This is a genomic window from Sphingomonas panacis, assembly GCF_001717955.1.
In the GTDB taxonomy this organism is placed as follows: domain Bacteria; phylum Pseudomonadota; class Alphaproteobacteria; order Sphingomonadales; family Sphingomonadaceae; genus Sphingomonas; species Sphingomonas panacis.
The window spans coordinates 4,461,324-4,477,718 of the sequence record NZ_CP014168.1 but is presented as its reverse complement, the minus strand read 5'-3'; the positions used below and the strand labels follow the sequence as shown (position 1 = coordinate 4,477,718).

At 63.6% G+C, this 16,395-nt stretch carries 18 protein-coding genes; 7 read left to right on the top strand and 11 right to left on the bottom strand.

Translation table 11 applies throughout. From position 1 onward, the window contains the following. Window positions 1-19 precede the first annotated feature (19 nt). The 3 genes from J0A91_RS20720 to J0A91_RS20710 are packed head-to-tail and all read right to left on the bottom strand — an operon-like array spanning window position 20 to window position 4,204. Window positions 20-1,600, bottom strand: a complete 1,581-nt coding sequence (locus tag J0A91_RS20720) for a DHA2 family efflux MFS transporter permease subunit (protein ID WP_069206489.1) — start codon at window positions 1,598-1,600, stop codon at window positions 20-22. Further along, the gene (locus J0A91_RS20715) at window positions 1,597-2,718 is read right to left on the bottom strand and encodes an HlyD family secretion protein (protein ID WP_069206488.1); all 1,122 of its coding nucleotides are present in this window, start codon (window positions 2,716-2,718) and stop codon (window positions 1,597-1,599) included. The genes J0A91_RS20720 and J0A91_RS20715 overlap by 4 nt, the downstream gene beginning before the upstream one ends. Before the next feature lie 7 nt (window positions 2,719-2,725). Further along, window positions 2,726-4,204 (bottom strand): efflux transporter outer membrane subunit, encoded by a 1,479-nt coding sequence (locus J0A91_RS20710; RefSeq protein WP_240502107.1) that lies wholly within the window; start codon window positions 4,202-4,204, stop codon window positions 2,726-2,728. 101 nt (window positions 4,205-4,305) lie between these two features. Here J0A91_RS20710 and J0A91_RS20705 point away from each other — a divergent pair, with 101 nt between their 5' ends. Beyond that, window positions 4,306-5,079: an AraC family transcriptional regulator gene (locus J0A91_RS20705; protein ID WP_150127010.1), complete on the top strand. Its 774-nt coding sequence runs from the start codon at window positions 4,306-4,308 to the stop codon at window positions 5,077-5,079. 338 nt (window positions 5,080-5,417) lie between these two features. Continuing rightward, window positions 5,418-6,581, top strand: a complete 1,164-nt coding sequence (locus J0A91_RS20700) for a pyridoxal phosphate-dependent aminotransferase (protein WP_069206486.1) — start codon at window positions 5,418-5,420, stop codon at window positions 6,579-6,581. A 35-nt stretch (window positions 6,582-6,616) separates the two neighbouring features. On the opposite strand, the gene J0A91_RS20695 is transcribed toward J0A91_RS20700, so the two are convergent. Beyond that, complete coding sequence (locus tag J0A91_RS20695; RefSeq protein WP_069207526.1) at window positions 6,617-7,288, bottom strand: GntR family transcriptional regulator; 672 nt, start codon at window positions 7,286-7,288, stop codon at window positions 6,617-6,619. A gap of 58 nt (window positions 7,289-7,346) precedes the next feature. Continuing rightward, entirely contained in the window at window positions 7,347-7,847 is a 501-nt protein-coding gene (locus J0A91_RS20690; RefSeq protein ID WP_069206485.1) for a YbaK/EbsC family protein, read from the bottom strand. Between the two features lie 301 nt (window positions 7,848-8,148). Between J0A91_RS20690 and tnpA the strand changes: the two genes are divergently transcribed. The 5 genes from tnpA (at window position 8,149) to J0A91_RS20665 (ending at window position 11,222) form a co-directional block, all read left to right on the top strand. Next, on the top strand, window positions 8,149-8,568 hold the full coding sequence (gene tnpA, locus J0A91_RS20685; RefSeq protein ID WP_069206484.1) for an IS200/IS605 family transposase: 420 nt from the start codon (window positions 8,149-8,151) through the stop codon (window positions 8,566-8,568). 68 nt (window positions 8,569-8,636) lie between these two features. After that, window positions 8,637-9,080, top strand: a complete 444-nt coding sequence (locus J0A91_RS20680; RefSeq protein WP_069206483.1) for a MarR family winged helix-turn-helix transcriptional regulator — start codon at window positions 8,637-8,639, stop codon at window positions 9,078-9,080. Window positions 9,081-9,113: 33 nt separating this feature from the next. Continuing rightward, a complete protein-coding gene (locus tag J0A91_RS20675; protein ID WP_069206482.1) occupies window positions 9,114-9,677 on the top strand; it encodes an isochorismatase family protein in 564 nt (187 codons plus the stop codon). Further along, the gene (locus tag J0A91_RS20670; RefSeq protein ID WP_240502106.1) at window positions 9,643-10,008 is read left to right on the top strand and encodes a hypothetical protein; all 366 of its coding nucleotides are present in this window, start codon (window positions 9,643-9,645) and stop codon (window positions 10,006-10,008) included. The genes J0A91_RS20675 and J0A91_RS20670 overlap by 35 nt, the downstream gene beginning before the upstream one ends. Further along, on the top strand, window positions 10,005-11,222 hold the full coding sequence (locus J0A91_RS20665) for an MFS transporter (protein WP_069206480.1): 1,218 nt from the start codon (window positions 10,005-10,007) through the stop codon (window positions 11,220-11,222). The genes J0A91_RS20670 and J0A91_RS20665 overlap by 4 nt, the downstream gene beginning before the upstream one ends. Before the next feature lie 158 nt (window positions 11,223-11,380). On the opposite strand, the gene J0A91_RS20660 is transcribed toward J0A91_RS20665, so the two are convergent. The 6 genes from J0A91_RS20660 to J0A91_RS20635 all read right to left on the bottom strand — a co-directional run bounded on the left by J0A91_RS20660 (window position 11,381) and on the right by J0A91_RS20635 (window position 16,378). After that, window positions 11,381-12,325, bottom strand: coding sequence for a PhzF family phenazine biosynthesis protein (locus tag J0A91_RS20660; protein ID WP_069206479.1), 945 nt, complete (start codon window positions 12,323-12,325; stop codon window positions 11,381-11,383). Window positions 12,326-12,547: 222 nt separating this feature from the next. Next, window positions 12,548-13,246, bottom strand: coding sequence for a bifunctional hydroxymethylpyrimidine kinase/phosphomethylpyrimidine kinase (gene thiD, locus J0A91_RS20655; protein ID WP_206364944.1), 699 nt, complete (start codon window positions 13,244-13,246; stop codon window positions 12,548-12,550). 161 nt (window positions 13,247-13,407) lie between these two features. Continuing rightward, window positions 13,408-14,367: an SRPBCC family protein gene (locus J0A91_RS20650; protein ID WP_069207525.1), complete on the bottom strand. Its 960-nt coding sequence runs from the start codon at window positions 14,365-14,367 to the stop codon at window positions 13,408-13,410. A 166-nt stretch (window positions 14,368-14,533) separates the two neighbouring features. Beyond that, entirely contained in the window at window positions 14,534-15,124 is a 591-nt protein-coding gene (locus J0A91_RS20645; protein WP_069207524.1) for a hypothetical protein, read from the bottom strand. 103 nt (window positions 15,125-15,227) lie between these two features. Next, a complete protein-coding gene (gene dapF / locus J0A91_RS20640) occupies window positions 15,228-16,025 on the bottom strand; it encodes a diaminopimelate epimerase (RefSeq protein WP_206364943.1) in 798 nt (265 codons plus the stop codon). After that, window positions 16,022-16,378, bottom strand: coding sequence for a hypothetical protein (locus J0A91_RS20635; RefSeq protein ID WP_069206477.1), 357 nt, complete (start codon window positions 16,376-16,378; stop codon window positions 16,022-16,024). Before J0A91_RS20635 ends, dapF begins: the two co-directional genes overlap by 4 nt. Window positions 16,379-16,395 lie beyond the last annotated feature (17 nt).

Sequence of the window (16,395 nt, the reverse complement as noted above, 5' to 3'; positions counted from 1 at the left end):
CGGACGTCACCGTTCGTTGTCAGGTCAGTCGCTTTTTGAGCAAAAAGCCACCAACCGCGCAAACCAGCATGAAGATACCGGCCACCAGAAAGGCGTCGCTGTAGGAAATGAGAAGCGCCTCGTGGTGTACGCTCCTGTCCAATAGCGACAGTGCTTGTGCCCGATATGGCGCGGCGGCGCTTCCCTGTAGCGCTGTGTGACGATCCACCGCGTGGTGGCGCAGTACCCCGACCAGCGTCACCATCCGTTCCTGGAATGCGGCAGAAAAGAGCGTAACCGCTTCGCCGATCCGCTCGGCATGGAATTTCTCGCGCTCCACGACAAATTGGCTGGCGAGGGCAATACCGATGGCGCCGCCGACATTGCGAACGGTCGAGAAGAGCGCCGAGGCCGATCCAAGCTCGGACTTCTCCAATCCCTCCACCGCCATGACGCCGAGCGCCACGACGATGAACGACTGACCGACCCCGCGTACGATGAGCGAGGGCACGATGACATTTGCGGCGGCATCGCCATCGAGATGGATGTTCATGAGGCAGCCTGCCGCCATGATCACGAAGCCCAGAATGATAACGGCGCGCACGCTGGTCCAACGCATCAGGCGGGGCGTTGCGAACGACATGACAAACTGGATGAGGCCATAGGGGATCATGGTCAGGCCGATCTGTTCGGCGTTATAGCCATGCGCCTCGGCGAAATAGTTGGGGACGAGGAACACGACGCCGAAGACCACGGCGCCGAAGGTGAACTGCATGAGGCTCGCCAGCCCGAAATTGTAGCGGGCCAAAAGGCGCAGGTTGATGAAAGGATCCTTGCGACGCAGCTCGATGACGACAAAGGCTACCAGGCCTAGGAGCGCCACGACCGCGGCATCGATGATCAGTGGCGAGGCAAACCAATCCTTACGCTCGCCTTCCTCCAGCATGATCTGCAGCGCGGACAATCCCAGTGCCATGGCGACGATTCCGCCCCAGTCGCCACTCCGCAGTTTGTCGAATGCGGCCGGGGTGCGCGGTGTCGACCAGCCTATGGCCGCTAGTAGCAACAGCCCCGGCGGAACCTGGAGATAGAAGATCCAGCGCCAGCTATAAGCTTCCGTCAGCCAGCCGCCGAGCGATGGGCCTGCGGCCTGGGCCACATTGTTGGCAACGGCGAACAGCGCCATGCCGAAGGGATGCCGCGAAGGCGGCAGTTCCGTCACGATGATCTGGAAGGACAAGGGAATGAGGACGCCGCCGAACGCGCCTTGGAGCGCACGGGCGACGATCATCGTGTCGATATCCGGCGCCATCGAACACAGGATTGAGAACAGCACGAAGCCGCCGGTTCCGACCATCAGCACGCGCCGCATGGAGAACACCTGTACGAGCCAGCCGGTCATTGGGATGATGATGATTTCGGCCACCAGATAGGCGGTGGTGATCCACGACCCCTCCTCGAACGAAGCCCCCAGCGACCCGCGCACGTCCGGTAGCGAGGCATTGGTCACATGGACGTTCATCCCCGCCATGAAGCAGCCGACCACACCGCCCAGCACGGCGACCCAGGCGCGCAGAGAGACGGAGTCTGTGCGCTCTTCCGGTTTCGCCTCCGCGCTCATGGTCGCGCGCCGCGCGTGTCGACGATGGTTTCCACTGACATGCCCGGTCGCAGTCCGGTCGCGCGCGCCTGCCTCGGATCGAGCGTGATCCGAAGCGGCAGACGCTGCACGATCTTGGTGAAATTGCCCGTGGCATTGTCAGGCGGTAGCAGCGCAAACTGCGCGCCCGTTGCTGGCGCGAAACCATCGACCCTGCCGTTAAGCGCCGCGCCGCCAAACGCGTCGATCCGGATGCTGACCGGTTGACCGGGCCGGATGTGCTCGGCCTGCGTTTCCTTGTAATTCGCAACGACGTAGGGCTGCATCGGCACGACTGCCATGAGCGGCGAGCCGATGTCGGCATATTGGCCGACCCGTGCCACGCGCTGGCCGATCTGGCCGTCCACAGGTGCCCGGATAACGGTTCTCGCCAGATCGAGTTGTGCGGCATCGCGCGCCGCCCGCGCTTGGCGCAGCATACCCAGCGCCTTGTCGAGATCGGCCATGGCGGCCTGACGCCGAGTCGCCAGCACCGGCAAGAGGGCGCGGGCGGCCGCGAGGCCGGCGCGGGCTTCGGCGGCGCCGGCGCGCGAGCGCTGTGCCGCGGCCGCGGCCGCCTCAAGCGTCTGGTCGCTTCCAACCTCTTCTCGTGCCAGGACCGTTTGCCGGCGATACTCGAGATCGGTGAAACGAGCGTCCGCGGCGCGCGACGCGATGGTGGCCTTGCCTTGGGCGATCACGCTCTGCTGTTGCGTTGCCTCGGCTTCGATCCCGGCAATATGCGCGCGCTGCGCCTCGATTTCGGCGGTTGCTGCAGTGATGGCCGCTTCGGCCTGCGCCACCTTCAGTCGGTAATCCCGGTCGTCGATCCGGGCGAGGATTTCACCGGCGCGCACCTGCTGGTTGTCGGCGACGTCCACTGCGACGATGCTGCCTCCAACGCGCGGCGAGATGGTCACCGTATCGGCACGGACGTAAGCGTCGTCGGTCTCCACCATGAAGCGGCCGCTCGTCCACCAGTGCAGCCCGTAGGCGCCGGCGGCGACGAGCCCGACGACAGCGGCGCCGAGGGAGAGCGCACGCCTTGAGACTAAACGACGGGCGGAAGGCGGGCGGGCTGGATTGACAGTATCGGTCATGACGCGATCACTTGCTGGAGGGAAACGGTGCGTCGGCGCGCGACGATCGGTCGGGAGTTGGCAGGTGAACGGCGGGGGCATCCTCCCAGCCGCCGCCCAGTGCCCTAAAGAGGGCGACCTGCGCGCGCGCGACCTCGATGTCTGCCTCGGCCGCCGCCGCTTGTGCGTCGATGGACGCTCGGTCTGCCTCCAGTGCCTCCAGCGCGGTTGCCGCGCCCGCGGCGCGTTGGCGCTGCATCAGTCGGTCGGCGCGCAGGCTGCGCTCCGCCGCGATCCGCAGATCGTCTTGGCGGCGCAGCATCGCCGCGTAGTCCGTCGCGCGCTGGCGAGTGTCCTTGAGCGCTGCGAGGATGACCCCGTCGAATGCAGCGAGCGCTCCGGCCTCGTCGGCCCTCGCGGCGCGTAGCCTTGCGCGCGCGGCATTGCTGTTGGGGAAACTCCAGCTGAGCAGCGGGCCGACGCGCCAGACCTGGTTGACCCGCTCGCCAAGACCGTCCGGCGTCGGCGAGGAGTCGGCAAACCCGCCGCCGATGACGATGCGGGGATAAAGATCCGCCACGGCGATGCCGATATGCGCGGTGCTGGACGTGAGTTTCTGCTCGGCCGCCCGTACATCCGGGCGCCGACGGAGCAGCGCAGCAGCGTCTCCGACCGGGCCGGTTGCGGTGACAGTCGGTAGTTGTCGGCAAGCGGCGGCCGCAGGAGGAACGTCGGTCGGCGATCGTCCTGCCAGGACAGCCAGTTCGGCGAGCGCATCCTGACGTCCGGCATCGAGCATCGGGATCGCTGCACGGGTCTGGGCCACCAATGTTTCTGCCCTCAGGACCTCTGCTGGAGTGGCGCTGCCGGCTGCACGAAGCCGCTGTACGAGTTCGCGCCCGCGCTCGGCCAGGGCCAGCGATTCTCGCGCGACATCTGCGCGACGCGCGAAACCGCAGGCGTCGAGCCATGCGCGCGTGACCCCCGCCGCGACGACGATCCGAACTTCGTCCTCAAGCGCGGCGGACATGCGCGCATCAGCTCGCGCTGCCCGGACGGTCGATCGCAGACGCCCGAACAGGTCCGGCTCCCAGGCAAGGTCGATGCCTAGATCAAAGCGGCCGCCCGTGCGGATCGCGCTGCCGTCTTTCCCGGCCGCGGCGATCTGGTCCTGAAGCGTGCTGCCATAGCCAGCGCCTGCCGAGATGTCGGTCTGCGGGAGGGTGAGCGCTCGCGCTTGCCCCAGTAGCGCCTGAGCCTTCAGGAGATTGGCTTCGGCCTCGCGAAGATCACGATTGTTGGCCAGCGCCTCGGCCACCAGCGCATCAAGCGCCGGTTCTCGATACAGATGCCACCATTGCCGGGCGGGCGCTTTGCCTTCGACGGTCTCATCGCCGGTCGCGGAAGAGGGGAGGGCGACCGTCGTGTGCGGCGGCCGGGATGGAGCGGTGGCGCAGCCGCCTAGCAACGTCGACGAGAGCATCGCCAGGAGGACGCCGCGCGGCAAGGGTTCATGTCTGATAGGCCAAGGTCGCATGCCGGTCAGCATTACGGCTTAGAGCGCTGGCTATCTCCCGAATGTTGGACAACAATCGTCGAGATATGGACATGATTCGGACTCTGGAAGATTGCGAACGGGCGCCGCGTCCGGTGGTGGCGCTCGCGAGCGATCACCCGGATGGTGAGCACATCGAGCCGCACAGTCATCCTCGCGCCCAGCTCATCCACACGCTCGGCGGCGTGATGACGGTGACAAGCCGAGAAGGGAGCTGGATCGTGCCTCCTGGCCGGGCGGTGTGGATGCCACCGCACGAGGCGCACGCTATCCGTATCGCGGGCGATGTTTCGATGCGCACCGTATTCGTGCGCCAGGATGTTCGATCAAGCCTGCCGCGAACCTGCGAGGTTATCGAGGTCTCGCCGTTTCTGAGGGAGGCCATTGTCACTGCCACCAGCATCCCATTGGAATATGCGCCGGGTAGCCGGGACGAGCGGGTGATGGAACTGATCCTGGATGAGATCGAGGGTGCGCCAAGGCTACATCTGCATGTCGACATGCCGCGCGATGCACGGTTGCTGCGGCTTTGCGAGCGGGTAATTGCCGACCCGTCGATGCCATGCACGCTGGAGCGTCTGGCGGCGGAAATCAACGTCAGCGCGAGAACGCTTGCGCGGATGTTCCATCGAGAGCTGGGAATGAGCTTTGGCCAGTGGTTGCGCCGTACGCGCCTGTTGCTCAGCATACCACGGCTGGCTGCGGGTACGTCGGTGCTCGAAGTGGCGCTGGAGCATGGTTACGATAGTCCCAGCGCCTTCGCAGCGATGTTCCGCCGCACCCTCGGCGTGGCGCCGACCGTCTATCTGTCACGCCAGCGAGACTGACGCGGAGTCACTCCACTCGAACGTCAGCGACGATGTCGAGCGCGCCTGCTGTGCTTCAGGGCGCGTCGGGCTCGCACGGGTTGGAGCCTCGGCCACAATTCACGGCTCATCGCTGCCCGGCGGTCGAAACCAGGATTCGGAACGTGGTGCGACATTGATTGGGGCAGGCCCCAAAGGCCTGCTTCGCGGCATCTGATCGCACCAGATCGTAGCGTCTCTACTTAACCGGTCGAGCGCGCCCAGCGCCTGACAGGCCATCTGAGCTACGGATTTGTTGATGGAGTAACACGGTTACGCTATCTCTCCGAATCATAGATAATAGATAGAATGGACATGATATGCGTCGTCCTGAGCGTCTGAGGTTCATTGAAGGGATCGGTGTGGACCGAATGGGTTCCATTGCCGATGCATCGTCGAGCGATATGCTTCGGCTCGAGAATCTCGACACGGACATCTTGCCCGACCCCGCCGTGCTGGAGCGCACGCGGCAGTCAGTCCTGGAGGACGCTTCAAACTCCTACCTGCCATTCGTCGGACAGAAGAACCTGCGCGAGGCTGCCGCCCAGCATCTCACCAGAACGACGGGCGTGGCATACAACGCCGACAATGTGATCATCTCCGCAGGAGGACTGTCCGGGGTCTTGAACACGTTGCTTGCCACCATCGAGGTCGGTGACGAAGTGCTGGTCACGGACCCGACCTATGCTGGCCTCCTCAATCGGATCCGGCTGGTGGGGGGCGTCCCAATACCTGTAAAGTTCGACTTCCGCCCCGGAGACGAATGGCGCCTTGATCGAGCTGGTCTGGCAGCGGCGATCACCCCCAGGACCCGTGCGATGCTCCTCATGTCGCCTTCCATGCCGAGTGGCGGGGTCTTGGAGCGCGGCGACTGGGAGGCAGTGGCAAAGCTCTGCATTGAACACGACCTCTTGCTCATCGTCGATGCGGCCATGGAGCGGCTGTTGTTCGGCCAAAGGAAGGTCATTCATCCGGCGAGCTTTGATGGAATGGCGGCGCGCACGATCTCTGTCGGCGCAGCATCCAAAGAGCTGCGCATGATCGGATGGCGCGTGGGCTGGATTGTCGCGCCAGAGGCGTTTGTCCCCGACATCGTATCGGTATCGCTCGCGAATGTGGTGGTGCCGGTGGGTATCGCCCAGGATGCCGCCGCAGTGGGACTGCAGTCGGCTGCGACGACCCTTCCGCCCTACGTTGCTGAACTCGAACGTCGAGCCGATCTGATTGCGACAGAGCTCGATGGCCTGCCTTTCGGCAGGCCGTCCGGCGGTTGGTCGATGCTGCTGCGTGTCCGAGACCATGGGCTGACCGGGGCGCAAATGGCGCAGAATCTCCTGCGCGTCGGCGTCTGTGCCACGTCGATGGCGGGCTGGGGACAAACGCATGGCGAGGACTTCATCCGCTTCGTCTTCGCGAATGAGCCGGTCGATCGTCTGAGAGGACTTCGTGCCAAGATCGATGCGGCGCTTGAAATGGGGAAATAACGCTATCGTCGGCTGACGACGTCGCGACGGCTCCTTCAAGAGGAGCGTCGTTGGGCCGTCATCCGATCAGCCAGCGCGTGGCCGGCCTCGAGAATATGGTCGCGCAGCAGTTCGGACGCGCCGTCGATCGCGCCTTCCTCAAGCGCACGGATAATGGAGCTATGTTCCGCGCTCGAACGATCTTGCCAGTCCAGATCTTTCCAGGCCGCGTATAGATAACGAGCACTGATGCGATGCAGATCAGCGATGCTCGCGAGGAGCCGCGGGCGCCGGCCGGGCAGATAGAGTGCCGCGTGGAAGCGCCGGTTGGCGTTCTCCCAAACGGTGATATCCGTTGTCCCGTCGCAGTCGGCCATTGCGGATCTGGCGGTCGCGAGATCGGCTGCGGTCAGCCGCGGCGCCGAGGCCTTGAGCGCCAATGGCTCCAGGGCGGCACGCATCTCCGTGACCTCGATGACGTCTTCGGGTTCCAGAGATGCGACCCGCGCACCCCGCCGAGGTTCGGAAACGATGAGGCCCTGTGCCTCAAGGCGTCGGAATGCCTCCCGGACAGGCACATGACTGGCCTTGAACCTGGTGGCGATCTCATCCTGCATCAACCGTACGCCTGGCAGCAAAGCGCCGGTTACAATTTGCTCGGCGAGGGAGCGGGCAATCTGGCCGGCAATGGAACGGTCGTCGTCGTCGGGTGAGATCTTAGGGATCATGATCAACCAAAAATGGAGGAAGCGGGCAACTTCGTCTGGAATGGCTCAGCTGGGAATTTCAGTCGAATGCGACAGCTGCGACCGGGGCCTGGAGCAGATCGCCCTCTGTGGCTTTGGAGAGGTGTACGAGCTGATCATAGTCCAGGGAAAATACCGCGTTTGGCGTACCGGCGGCCGCCCAGAGCCTACCGAACCGGGAAAGTTCGGGAGCTACGAATGTCACAATTTCATCGGCGGTGATGACAGGGGGAACGCCACCGATTGCGTAGCCAGTATGCTCTCGTACGAAATCCGCGTCCGGCCGGCGAACGGGCTCGCCCACGAGAGCCGAAAGCTTCTCCTTGTCGATGAGACTTGAGCCGGGTGCGATCACGAGGATGCACCGTCCGGACTTCGAGCCAGCGAATATGATCGACTTGGCTATCTGGTCGACGGAGCAACCGATCGCCTTGGCTGCCTCCTCGGCGCTGCGGGTCGAATCGTCAAACTCGAGAACCTCATAATCGGGTCCGATAAGTGCCTGAAACGCAATGGCCTTAGGGGATTGAGCAACCTTCATAACGACTCCACGTGCTCGGCAGAACGGGTAAATCTATTATCTATAACGCACATTGCAGGGCCGTGATTGGATGTCCAGCAGCCTGCGAGAAGCGGATCGCAGCTGAGCGCGAGCGCTGAAACTGGAAGCAGCATCGCCCCCCAACAGCAGAATATGAAGTTTAGAGTCCTCGGTCAGGAGAAACCCCTCCGACTTCAGTCGGATGCTGGCTTCAGCCTTAGACTCGGCCGATATCCAGTATCCTCGGGAAAAGTGAGACCGCCGAAGGCGTGAAGTCTCACTTTTCCCGAGGATACTGGATATGGGGTATTCAACCGGTTGTCACACGACCTTCCATCATCGCTATCATCTCGTCTGGGCGCCGAAATATCGGTTCAAGGTGCTGCGGGGCGAAGTGCGCCTCCGTGTCCGAGAGATCATCCGCCAGGTCTGTGCCGAGATGGGAGTGACGATCATCAATGGCGCGCTGTCGAGCGATCACGTCCATATGTTCGTGGAGATCCCGCCGCATATCTCGGTCAGTGACTTCGTCCGTCGCGCGAAGGGCCGATCGTCCCGCAAGATCCAGCAGGAATTCGAGCATATCCGCAAACGGTACTGGGGTCAGCGCTTCTGGCAGAGAGGATACTTCTCCACGACCTCCGGCAACATCACCGATGATATCATCATGCGATATCTCGACCGGCATACCCACAAGGAAGGCTTCAGCCCCTCCCCATGATCCTACCGGCGTCAGCCGGTCAGTCGTTCAGCTTTGTAGTCTAACTTCGTATCGTGTAGATCGGTGGCGTGAACAATCAAAACTCGCCCTCCGCCGCCGTTGCCCTCGCGAGCGAGCTTCGTGGCTTCGCCGGCAAGTTGAAACGACGGCTGCGTGAACAGGCCGATGTGGGCGACCTGACCCATTCGCAAATTTCCGTGCTGCTCCGCCTGGAAAGCGAAGGCGCCTCCACGACATCCGCGCTCGCGCGGGCAGAGGGGATGAAGTCGCAGTCGATGGGTGCGGTCATCGCCGCGCTCGAGGCGATGGGGTTTGTCACGGGCGCGCCCGATCCCACCGATAGGCGGCAGACCTTACTCTCCCTGAGCGACGCGTGTCGCCGCTGGATCGCGGAGGGGCGTGCCCTCCGTCAGGACTGGCTGTCCCGCATGATCGACGCAAAGCTCTCGCCGCAGGAGCAGGAGCAGCTCTCCGCCGTCCTGCCGCTTCTCCACCGGATCGTCTCTGACTGAATCCGGCCCCGTCCGCTAGACAAAGGAAGTCCGATGCCAGTGACCACGCTTGATCCCAAATCGACCCTGATCGTCGTAGACCTGCAGAAGGGGGTTGCGGGCATGGTCCCCCCCGAGACCTTCGAACCTGTCGTGGTTCGCAGTCGCGCACTGGCTGAGGCTTTTCGCGCAAAGGGCTTGCCGGTGATCCTGGTCAACGTCGACGGCGTCGCTCCTGGCCGGACCGAACAACCTTCTCGAGCTCCAGCGACTTTGCCGCCGGGTTTCGCCGAGCTCGTCGATGAACTTGGCGCTCAGCCGAGCGACATCTGGGTGACCAAGAAGACATGGGGCGCTTTTGCATCCACGGATCTCGAACACCAGCTCAGGACGCTCGGCGTGACCCAGGTTGTCATCGCCGGGGTCTCGACCGGGACTGGCGTCGAGGCCACAGCGCGGCAGGCCTATGAGGCCGGGTTCAACGTCACTCTCGCCATTGACGCCATGATCGATCCTCGTCCTGGTGCTCACGATCACAGCATCTCCCAGGTGTTCCCGCGTCTCGGGGAAACCGGGACTACAGATGACATTCTCCGTTTCCTGGAAGGGCGCGCCTGAGATGCCAATCCTTCACCTCATAGCGTGCTTTTTCGGTGGTGCGGCCTTGCTGAACGCCGTCCCGCATCTGGTCAGCGGCGTCATGGGCCGCCGCTTTCCGAGCCCCTTCGCCAAGCCGCCAGGCAAGGGCATGTCCTCCGCGCTGGTGAACGTGCTCTGGGGGTTCGCGAACTTGGCGATCGCCTGGCTGCTTCTCGGCCGCTTCGGTCATTTTTACCCCGACGAGATCGGCGATGTCGGCGCTTTTGCTCTCGGTCTCCTGGTGATCGGCTTGATGGGTGCCTTTCATTTCGGCGGGCTCAACGAGGGGCGCGGACCGGACCTGACGTGACACGGGAACACGCGGGACCGTTGCGCTCGCTCCGGCGGTACAATTACCGCCTGTGGGCGGGCGGCGCCCTTGTCTCCAACATCGGCACGGGGGTGCAGCGCACGGCGCAGGACTGGCTCGTGCTGACGGTGCTCACCCATAAGAGCGCCTCGGTTCTGGGCGTGGTCATGGCGCTGCAGTTCGCGCCCCAGATGTTGCTCCTGCCCTGGACGGGATCTGCGGCCGATCATATGGATCGACGCAGGCTTCTCGTGGCCACCCAGACGGCCATGGGCGCGTTGGCGCTGGCCCTCGGCCTTCTCACCGTCAGCGGCCTCGTGCGCCTCTGGCACGTCTATGTCTTCGCCGCGCTGTTCGGCGCGGCAGCCGCGTTCGACGCGCCGGTCCGGCAGGTGTTCGTCTCTGAGCTGGTTGGCGAGGAGGATCTGCACAATGCGGTGACGCTCAACGCCATGTCCTTCAACATGGCCAACCTGGTGGGGCCAGCCGCGGCGGGCCTGATGATTGCCGCTGTCGGAACCGGCTGGGCCTTCCTGATCAACGGCGCGTCGTTCCTGGCGGTGCTGGCGTCGCTGTTCCTGCTACGGAAGGACCAGCTTTACCCCTCGGAGCGCGCGACACGGGCGCCGGGCGCATTCGCGGCCGGGCTGAAATATGTGGCCGGAAGGCGTGACCTGATCGTGATCCTGATCATGCTGTTCTTGATCGGTACGTTCGGCCTGAACTTCCCGATCTTCATTTCTACCATGACGGTGCGCGTCCTCCACGCTGACGCACGGGGCTTTGGCATGCTGTCCTCGGTCATGGCGATAGGAACGGTCGCAGGCGCGCTCCTGAATGCCCGAACCGCCCGACCGACTCTGAAGACGCTGCTCTGGAGCGCCCTTATTCTCGGTATCGGCTTCTCGATGGCCGCCCTCGCGCCGGGCTACTGGAGCTTCGCCGCGGCATTGGTGGTGGTCGGTGGCGCCTGCATGACCTTCGTCGTTGCGACCAATGGGCTTATGCAGCTCTCCACGGAGCCCGCCATAAGGGGGCGAGTGATGGCGCTGCGCGTGGGCGTCGCTCTTGGTGCCACGCCGATCGGGGCACCCACTGTCGGCTGGGTCGCCGACCGGTTCGGGCCGCGCTGGGCCCTGGCGGTCGGCGCAGCATCCGGGTTCGTGGCGGCGATCATCGCGCTTTACTCGCTCAAGCGAGGAGACCCTCGTTGAACGATGCTTGGAGGGAGCGAGGGCGGCAGCGCGTCAACACCCTTCCACATCTCGGGTTTTTCTGGGCCGGAAGGCGGATGGTCACCGCCAATGCGTCGTCGTGCGAGACTTACTGCGTGCAGGTCGCGATCGTCCACGTCAGCGCCTGTAGAAGCCAATCAGACAAACATTCGTCCCTCCGCCGCCTTGACCGCGCGCCCGCCAATTTTGATCGACAGTCTGCCACCTTGCTCGGTCGCAGAGATGTAGAGACTGCTCGGCCGGTGCATTTTGACGCCCTGGCGGCTGATCATGCGGCCTGCCTGCGCGATGGGCACCACGTCATGCGTCACGAGATAGGCCCCGAGCGGGCCGGTGGCATTGCCTGTTGCCGCGTCCTCGGTCACGCCGAAGCCCAGCATGCGGCTGTAGGCAGTGGCATCATCGCCGGCGGGCTCGAGCGAGAAGATCAGCACGCCGCGCCGGATCAACCCGGCCTTGTCGAGCAAAGCCCCCATGGCACCGCGATCGAGCTGCGCCCGGTCCACCGCCACGCGGGTCTTGACCGGAAGTATAAGGAAAGGCGCCCCACAAGAGACTTGCTGGATCGGCAGATCGGCCAGATCCTCCGCACGCAGGCCCATGGCCGCAGCGGCCGCAGTGCGATCCCCGATGAAGCCATCCAGCCTGGGCGGTTGTTGCTGCATCCAGGCAAATGCCAGACGACCCTCATGCCATTCCAGATCGATCTGCGTCGGCCCGACGCCCAGTTGCAGCATGATCGAGCGCCGGCCTGGCTTGATCAATTCGCGCTCCGCCGCCGAAAACACCGTGCCGATCGTGGGATGGCCAGCGATCGGGATTTCGGCGCCGCTGTTCATCGCGAAGAACCGCACCTGGAAATCGCAGCCCGGCGTGGAAGCTGGGAAGACGAAGGTGCACTCCGAATAGTTGATCTCGCGCGTCATGGCCATCATCATCTCTGGCGTGAGGCCCTCGGGCGCTGTGAAGACCGCCACCGGATTGCCGCTGAGCGGAGTGTCGGTGAACACGTCGTAGACCTCGTAGGGACGTCCGGTCGGGCCCGCCGCATGTGCCGCACCTTCGCGCCCGATTGCGGTCATTGCTGCGGCCGCTCCCGCCAGGACCATTCGCCTTTGAACCATGATATGTTTTTCACCTCGCTGATCCGATCGAAATTAGAGTGATGCATTTCAGGCAACATGCGTCATTTGCGCCAGATTTTATCTCTGTGGTCTCCGCTTCAGTCAGGGCAGGGAGAGCTTCGCGCCTAGCCAGAAGGATGAGGTGGAAAAGCTCGGAGATGCCGTCCGCCCCCGCACAAATCACCAGAAGCCGTGGAAATGATGCAAAGGGCCATGTCCTTTTCCCACGTCCAGTTTGTCGCTGGAGGCCAACGCCCGATGGACGAAGCGCTTGGCCTCGCGCGCACTGTCTTCGACGGAGAGAGCCGGTAGCAGCGCCGCGACAGCGGCCGAGAGCGTGCAGCCCGTGCCATGGTCGTTGCTGGTCGTGATACGTTCTGCCTTGAGCTCCAGGATTTGGCCTGTCCCGAGAAGCAGGTCGGTACTTGTCGCATCGCTGCCCAGGTGACCGCCCTTGAGCAAAACCCACTGCGGGCCGAGCCGGTGGAGATCGACGATCCTTTCGCGCATTACCTCAAGCGTCCATTCCGGCTCGACGCCCAGCAAGACACCAGCCTCGGGAAGGTTGGGCGTGATGACAGTCGAGAGCGGGACGAGCTCGGACAGGACGGCGGCGACAGCGTCGGGCTCAAGGAGATGATCTCCGCTCTTTGCCACCATTACCGGGTCGAGCACGATGTTGGTCGCACCATGGTGACGGAGCCGGTCAGCAATCGTCTCCGCGATCCGTGCCGTGGCGACCATGCCGATCTTCACCGCGTCGACCCGGACATCATCGAAAACCGAGTCGATCTGGTCGGCGACGAACTCTGGCTCGAGCGATACGAAGGAGCGGACACCTTGCGTGTTCTGGGCGACAACCGCTGTGATCGCCGACATTGCATAGGCCCCCAGCGCGCTGAAGGTCTTGATGTCGGCCTGGATGCCGCCCCGCCCGTGGGATCGGTCCCGGCGATGGTAAGGACATTGGCGATCACAGTTTGTTCTCCTGGTTCGCGGGCGGCGCTTCCAGCGATCGGTGCCGGCTTGCCCACGTCTGCTCAAGCCGACGGGTGGGTTGATGGCGTTTGAAGTCGGCTTTGGAGGGCGAGGGGCTTTGCCTCTGAACGCTGCTTGATCACGGTCAGAACGGCGCGGTGGAAGTCGGTGAGAAAGACATGACCCCAGGCGACGCAATAGGCATTGATCGGGGTCGCGATCCTGTAGCGGGTGGTGAGCGTTAGCCTTGTCCTGCCGCCCGCCAGAGGGGCGAGGCGGTAATTGCCGCCCAGCAGCTTCAGATAAGCGCTGTCGACTTTGATATGGCCTTCGACACTGTCTGGTATCGACTGGGGCTCGAAGCGGAAGCGCCAGGCCAAGAACCTGTTGTCCTGCCAGCCCGTCACGATTTCCTCGAAGCTCACACCTCGCGTCCAGCGAAGGTGGCGCACGGCGCCGACGCCTTGTCCCTGAAGGCGGGCATCGACAGGCTGCGGAACGCCGACGATGTTATGGCTGAAGGTCCACCTGCGCTCTGCGGCCCGTATCTGGGGTATTTCCACAGTGTTCTTCCAGACCGCCGCGGGCGGGGCGTCGATATCCACGACCGTCCTCACTTCCGCCTCATGCGGAGGGGCAGGGGCGATCGCATCGACCGGGAGCCCCGCGAGCGGCAGAATGGCGATGCAGGGGACCACCGACCGCGAGCGCAATTTGCGAAGTGACAGGCAAGACAGCCACGATCCAAAGGCCGAACCGCCGTAGAAAAAGGGAGAAGCCATCGCGACGCAGATCCCGGCTTCTCGGAACAGGACCATGGTCAGCAGGATGAGAGCCGTGATGCAGATCCATCCGATCCTGATGTGCCGCCGGATGCTTCCCTCCGCGCGCGGGTCGATCAGGATCGTGACGACACTGGCGATTGCCATCGGAAGAAAGACGAGCCCAGCGATGAAGGGAAGCGTAGGCTCGCGTGGCAGCCAGATCAGGCAATAGAGAAGGATGCCGTAGACCATGGCCATCGGCATGGCGAACAGCAGACGCTCGGTGATCGAAGGCCGGCCGCCAGTCGATGGTTCGGACCGCGCGGACGTCACATCGCGGACCGCACGATGGCTCGCCGGGACAACGATCCCGGCTTGGTGCCTCCAAGCCGGTGGCCGCACACGCCTTCAGGCCAGCACGTCATCATGGGTTCGGACCGTCCTCGTTCTTGTCGGGCGCGGCTTTGCGTGACGACAAATACCGCTTCAAGGCTTCCAACCTCTCGAGGTTCTCATAGGAATCCAGTTCGCAGGCAAGAAGCGTCTTCTCACCAAGTCCTGGGCCTTCACGGGCGATCAACGAGATGAGTCCCAGATCTTTCTTGATCTGGAGTTTGTCCGGCAACCGACGGGAGAAGCCGAGCGTCGATGCGCCAAGCAGATCACTCGTCTCGCGCTGGAGATCATACTTGGCGGCAAGTTGGGCGGCGGCGTGGCCTTCGACCAAAACGCCAACGGATGTACCGGCAAACACAACGTCCTGCGTGATGAAACCATCCCGTTCGATTGGCTTGGGAAGGTGATAGACGGCAGCCCCCATCATCGACATCTCCGGCTTGGCCAGCTTTTCCGCGGCATTATACGTGCGTGTCGCAATGTCTGAGGAATAGGGCGGCTTGCAGAGCGCGGCACCAAAGAAGTCTACCTCGGCCTGTGCCGACGCCGTGCCGGGCGCAAGAAGAAGCGCCGTCGCGGCAAGAGCGGCCGAACGGGTGATGTAATGTCCTATGGTCATACTTTGAGTGCTCGCAAGCTGGCGGTTCAAGAGCAATTTGCAGTTTGGCATCGCGCGTTTGGGCGGCTGCAAACCGCGCTGCAGTATTATCGGGGAACGTGCGTCAACTGATCCATTCGCCCCGGAACACAGGCTCGACCGGGCCGATCAGGTAGACGCCGTCGGTTCCGTTCCACGATACGCCGAGAACGCCACCGTCACACTGAACCTCGACAGTCTCCGCCAGGAGCCCGCGGCGGATGCCGTTGACGACGGCGGCGCAGGAGCAGGACCCTGAGCCGGAGGAAATGCCCGCGCCGCGCTCCCAGATGCGCAGCCGGATTCGGTCACGCGCCAGGATCTGCACGAAATGGACATTCGTCTTCTCGGGAAACAGCGGATCGGTCTCGATCGCTCGACCCCGCACCTCGACATCCACCTGCTCAACATGCTCAACGAAGAAGGTGCAATGGGGATTGCCCATGCTGCATGCCGCAGGGTCGCCCACGAGCGGGAGAATTTCCGTTTCCATCGGTGTCGCTAACGGGATTTCGGACCAATGGAGGAGGGGTGGGCCCATATCGACGGCGATCTGCGTCCGACCGCGGCGAGAGCAGTGCAGAAGACCTCGGCCGGTCCGGATTGTCACGGCGTCAGTGCCGCTTTCCTCCATCAACTTGAGCGCGACACCGCGCGTCGCGCTGCCGCAGGCATCAAGCGGCGTCCCGTCAGCGTTCCAGAAGAGAAGCCGGGCCGTGGCATCGTCGCATCGGGAGATGGCGGCGAGTTGACGAAAACCGATGCCGCGCTCCCGGTCGCCCAAGCGCCGGATGAGTTCCGGCGGCAGGGGCACGTCGCGATGCCGCAAATCCACGACGATGAAATCGTCGCCGTTCGCGTGCATCTTCTCAAAGGCAATCATGATTGTTCCAGCTCGCGCCTAAGCCCCAGGGCTTCGACCACGATGTGGTGATGCTCGACGTGGTCCGGCTTCTCGAGAAGGAAGCGGTCATCCTCGGGATAGTAACGCGCACGCTCGACGTCATCGCCGGCGAATGCCCGGATGGACTCCATCGATTGCCACCAGCTCAGCGTCGAAACTTCGGTCGATCCGTCGCCGCAGTCGCGCAGCAGCATCTCGCAACCCAGATTGCCCGGCGTGCCGAGATAATCCTCGACCCCAGTGCTGCGGATGTAGCTGACATACGCCTCGCTGTCCTCGGTCCTGATACGGGAGGACCAGCGGCGCAGGATCAGGGGCTCAGTTTCCGACATCGATCATCTCCCTAGCT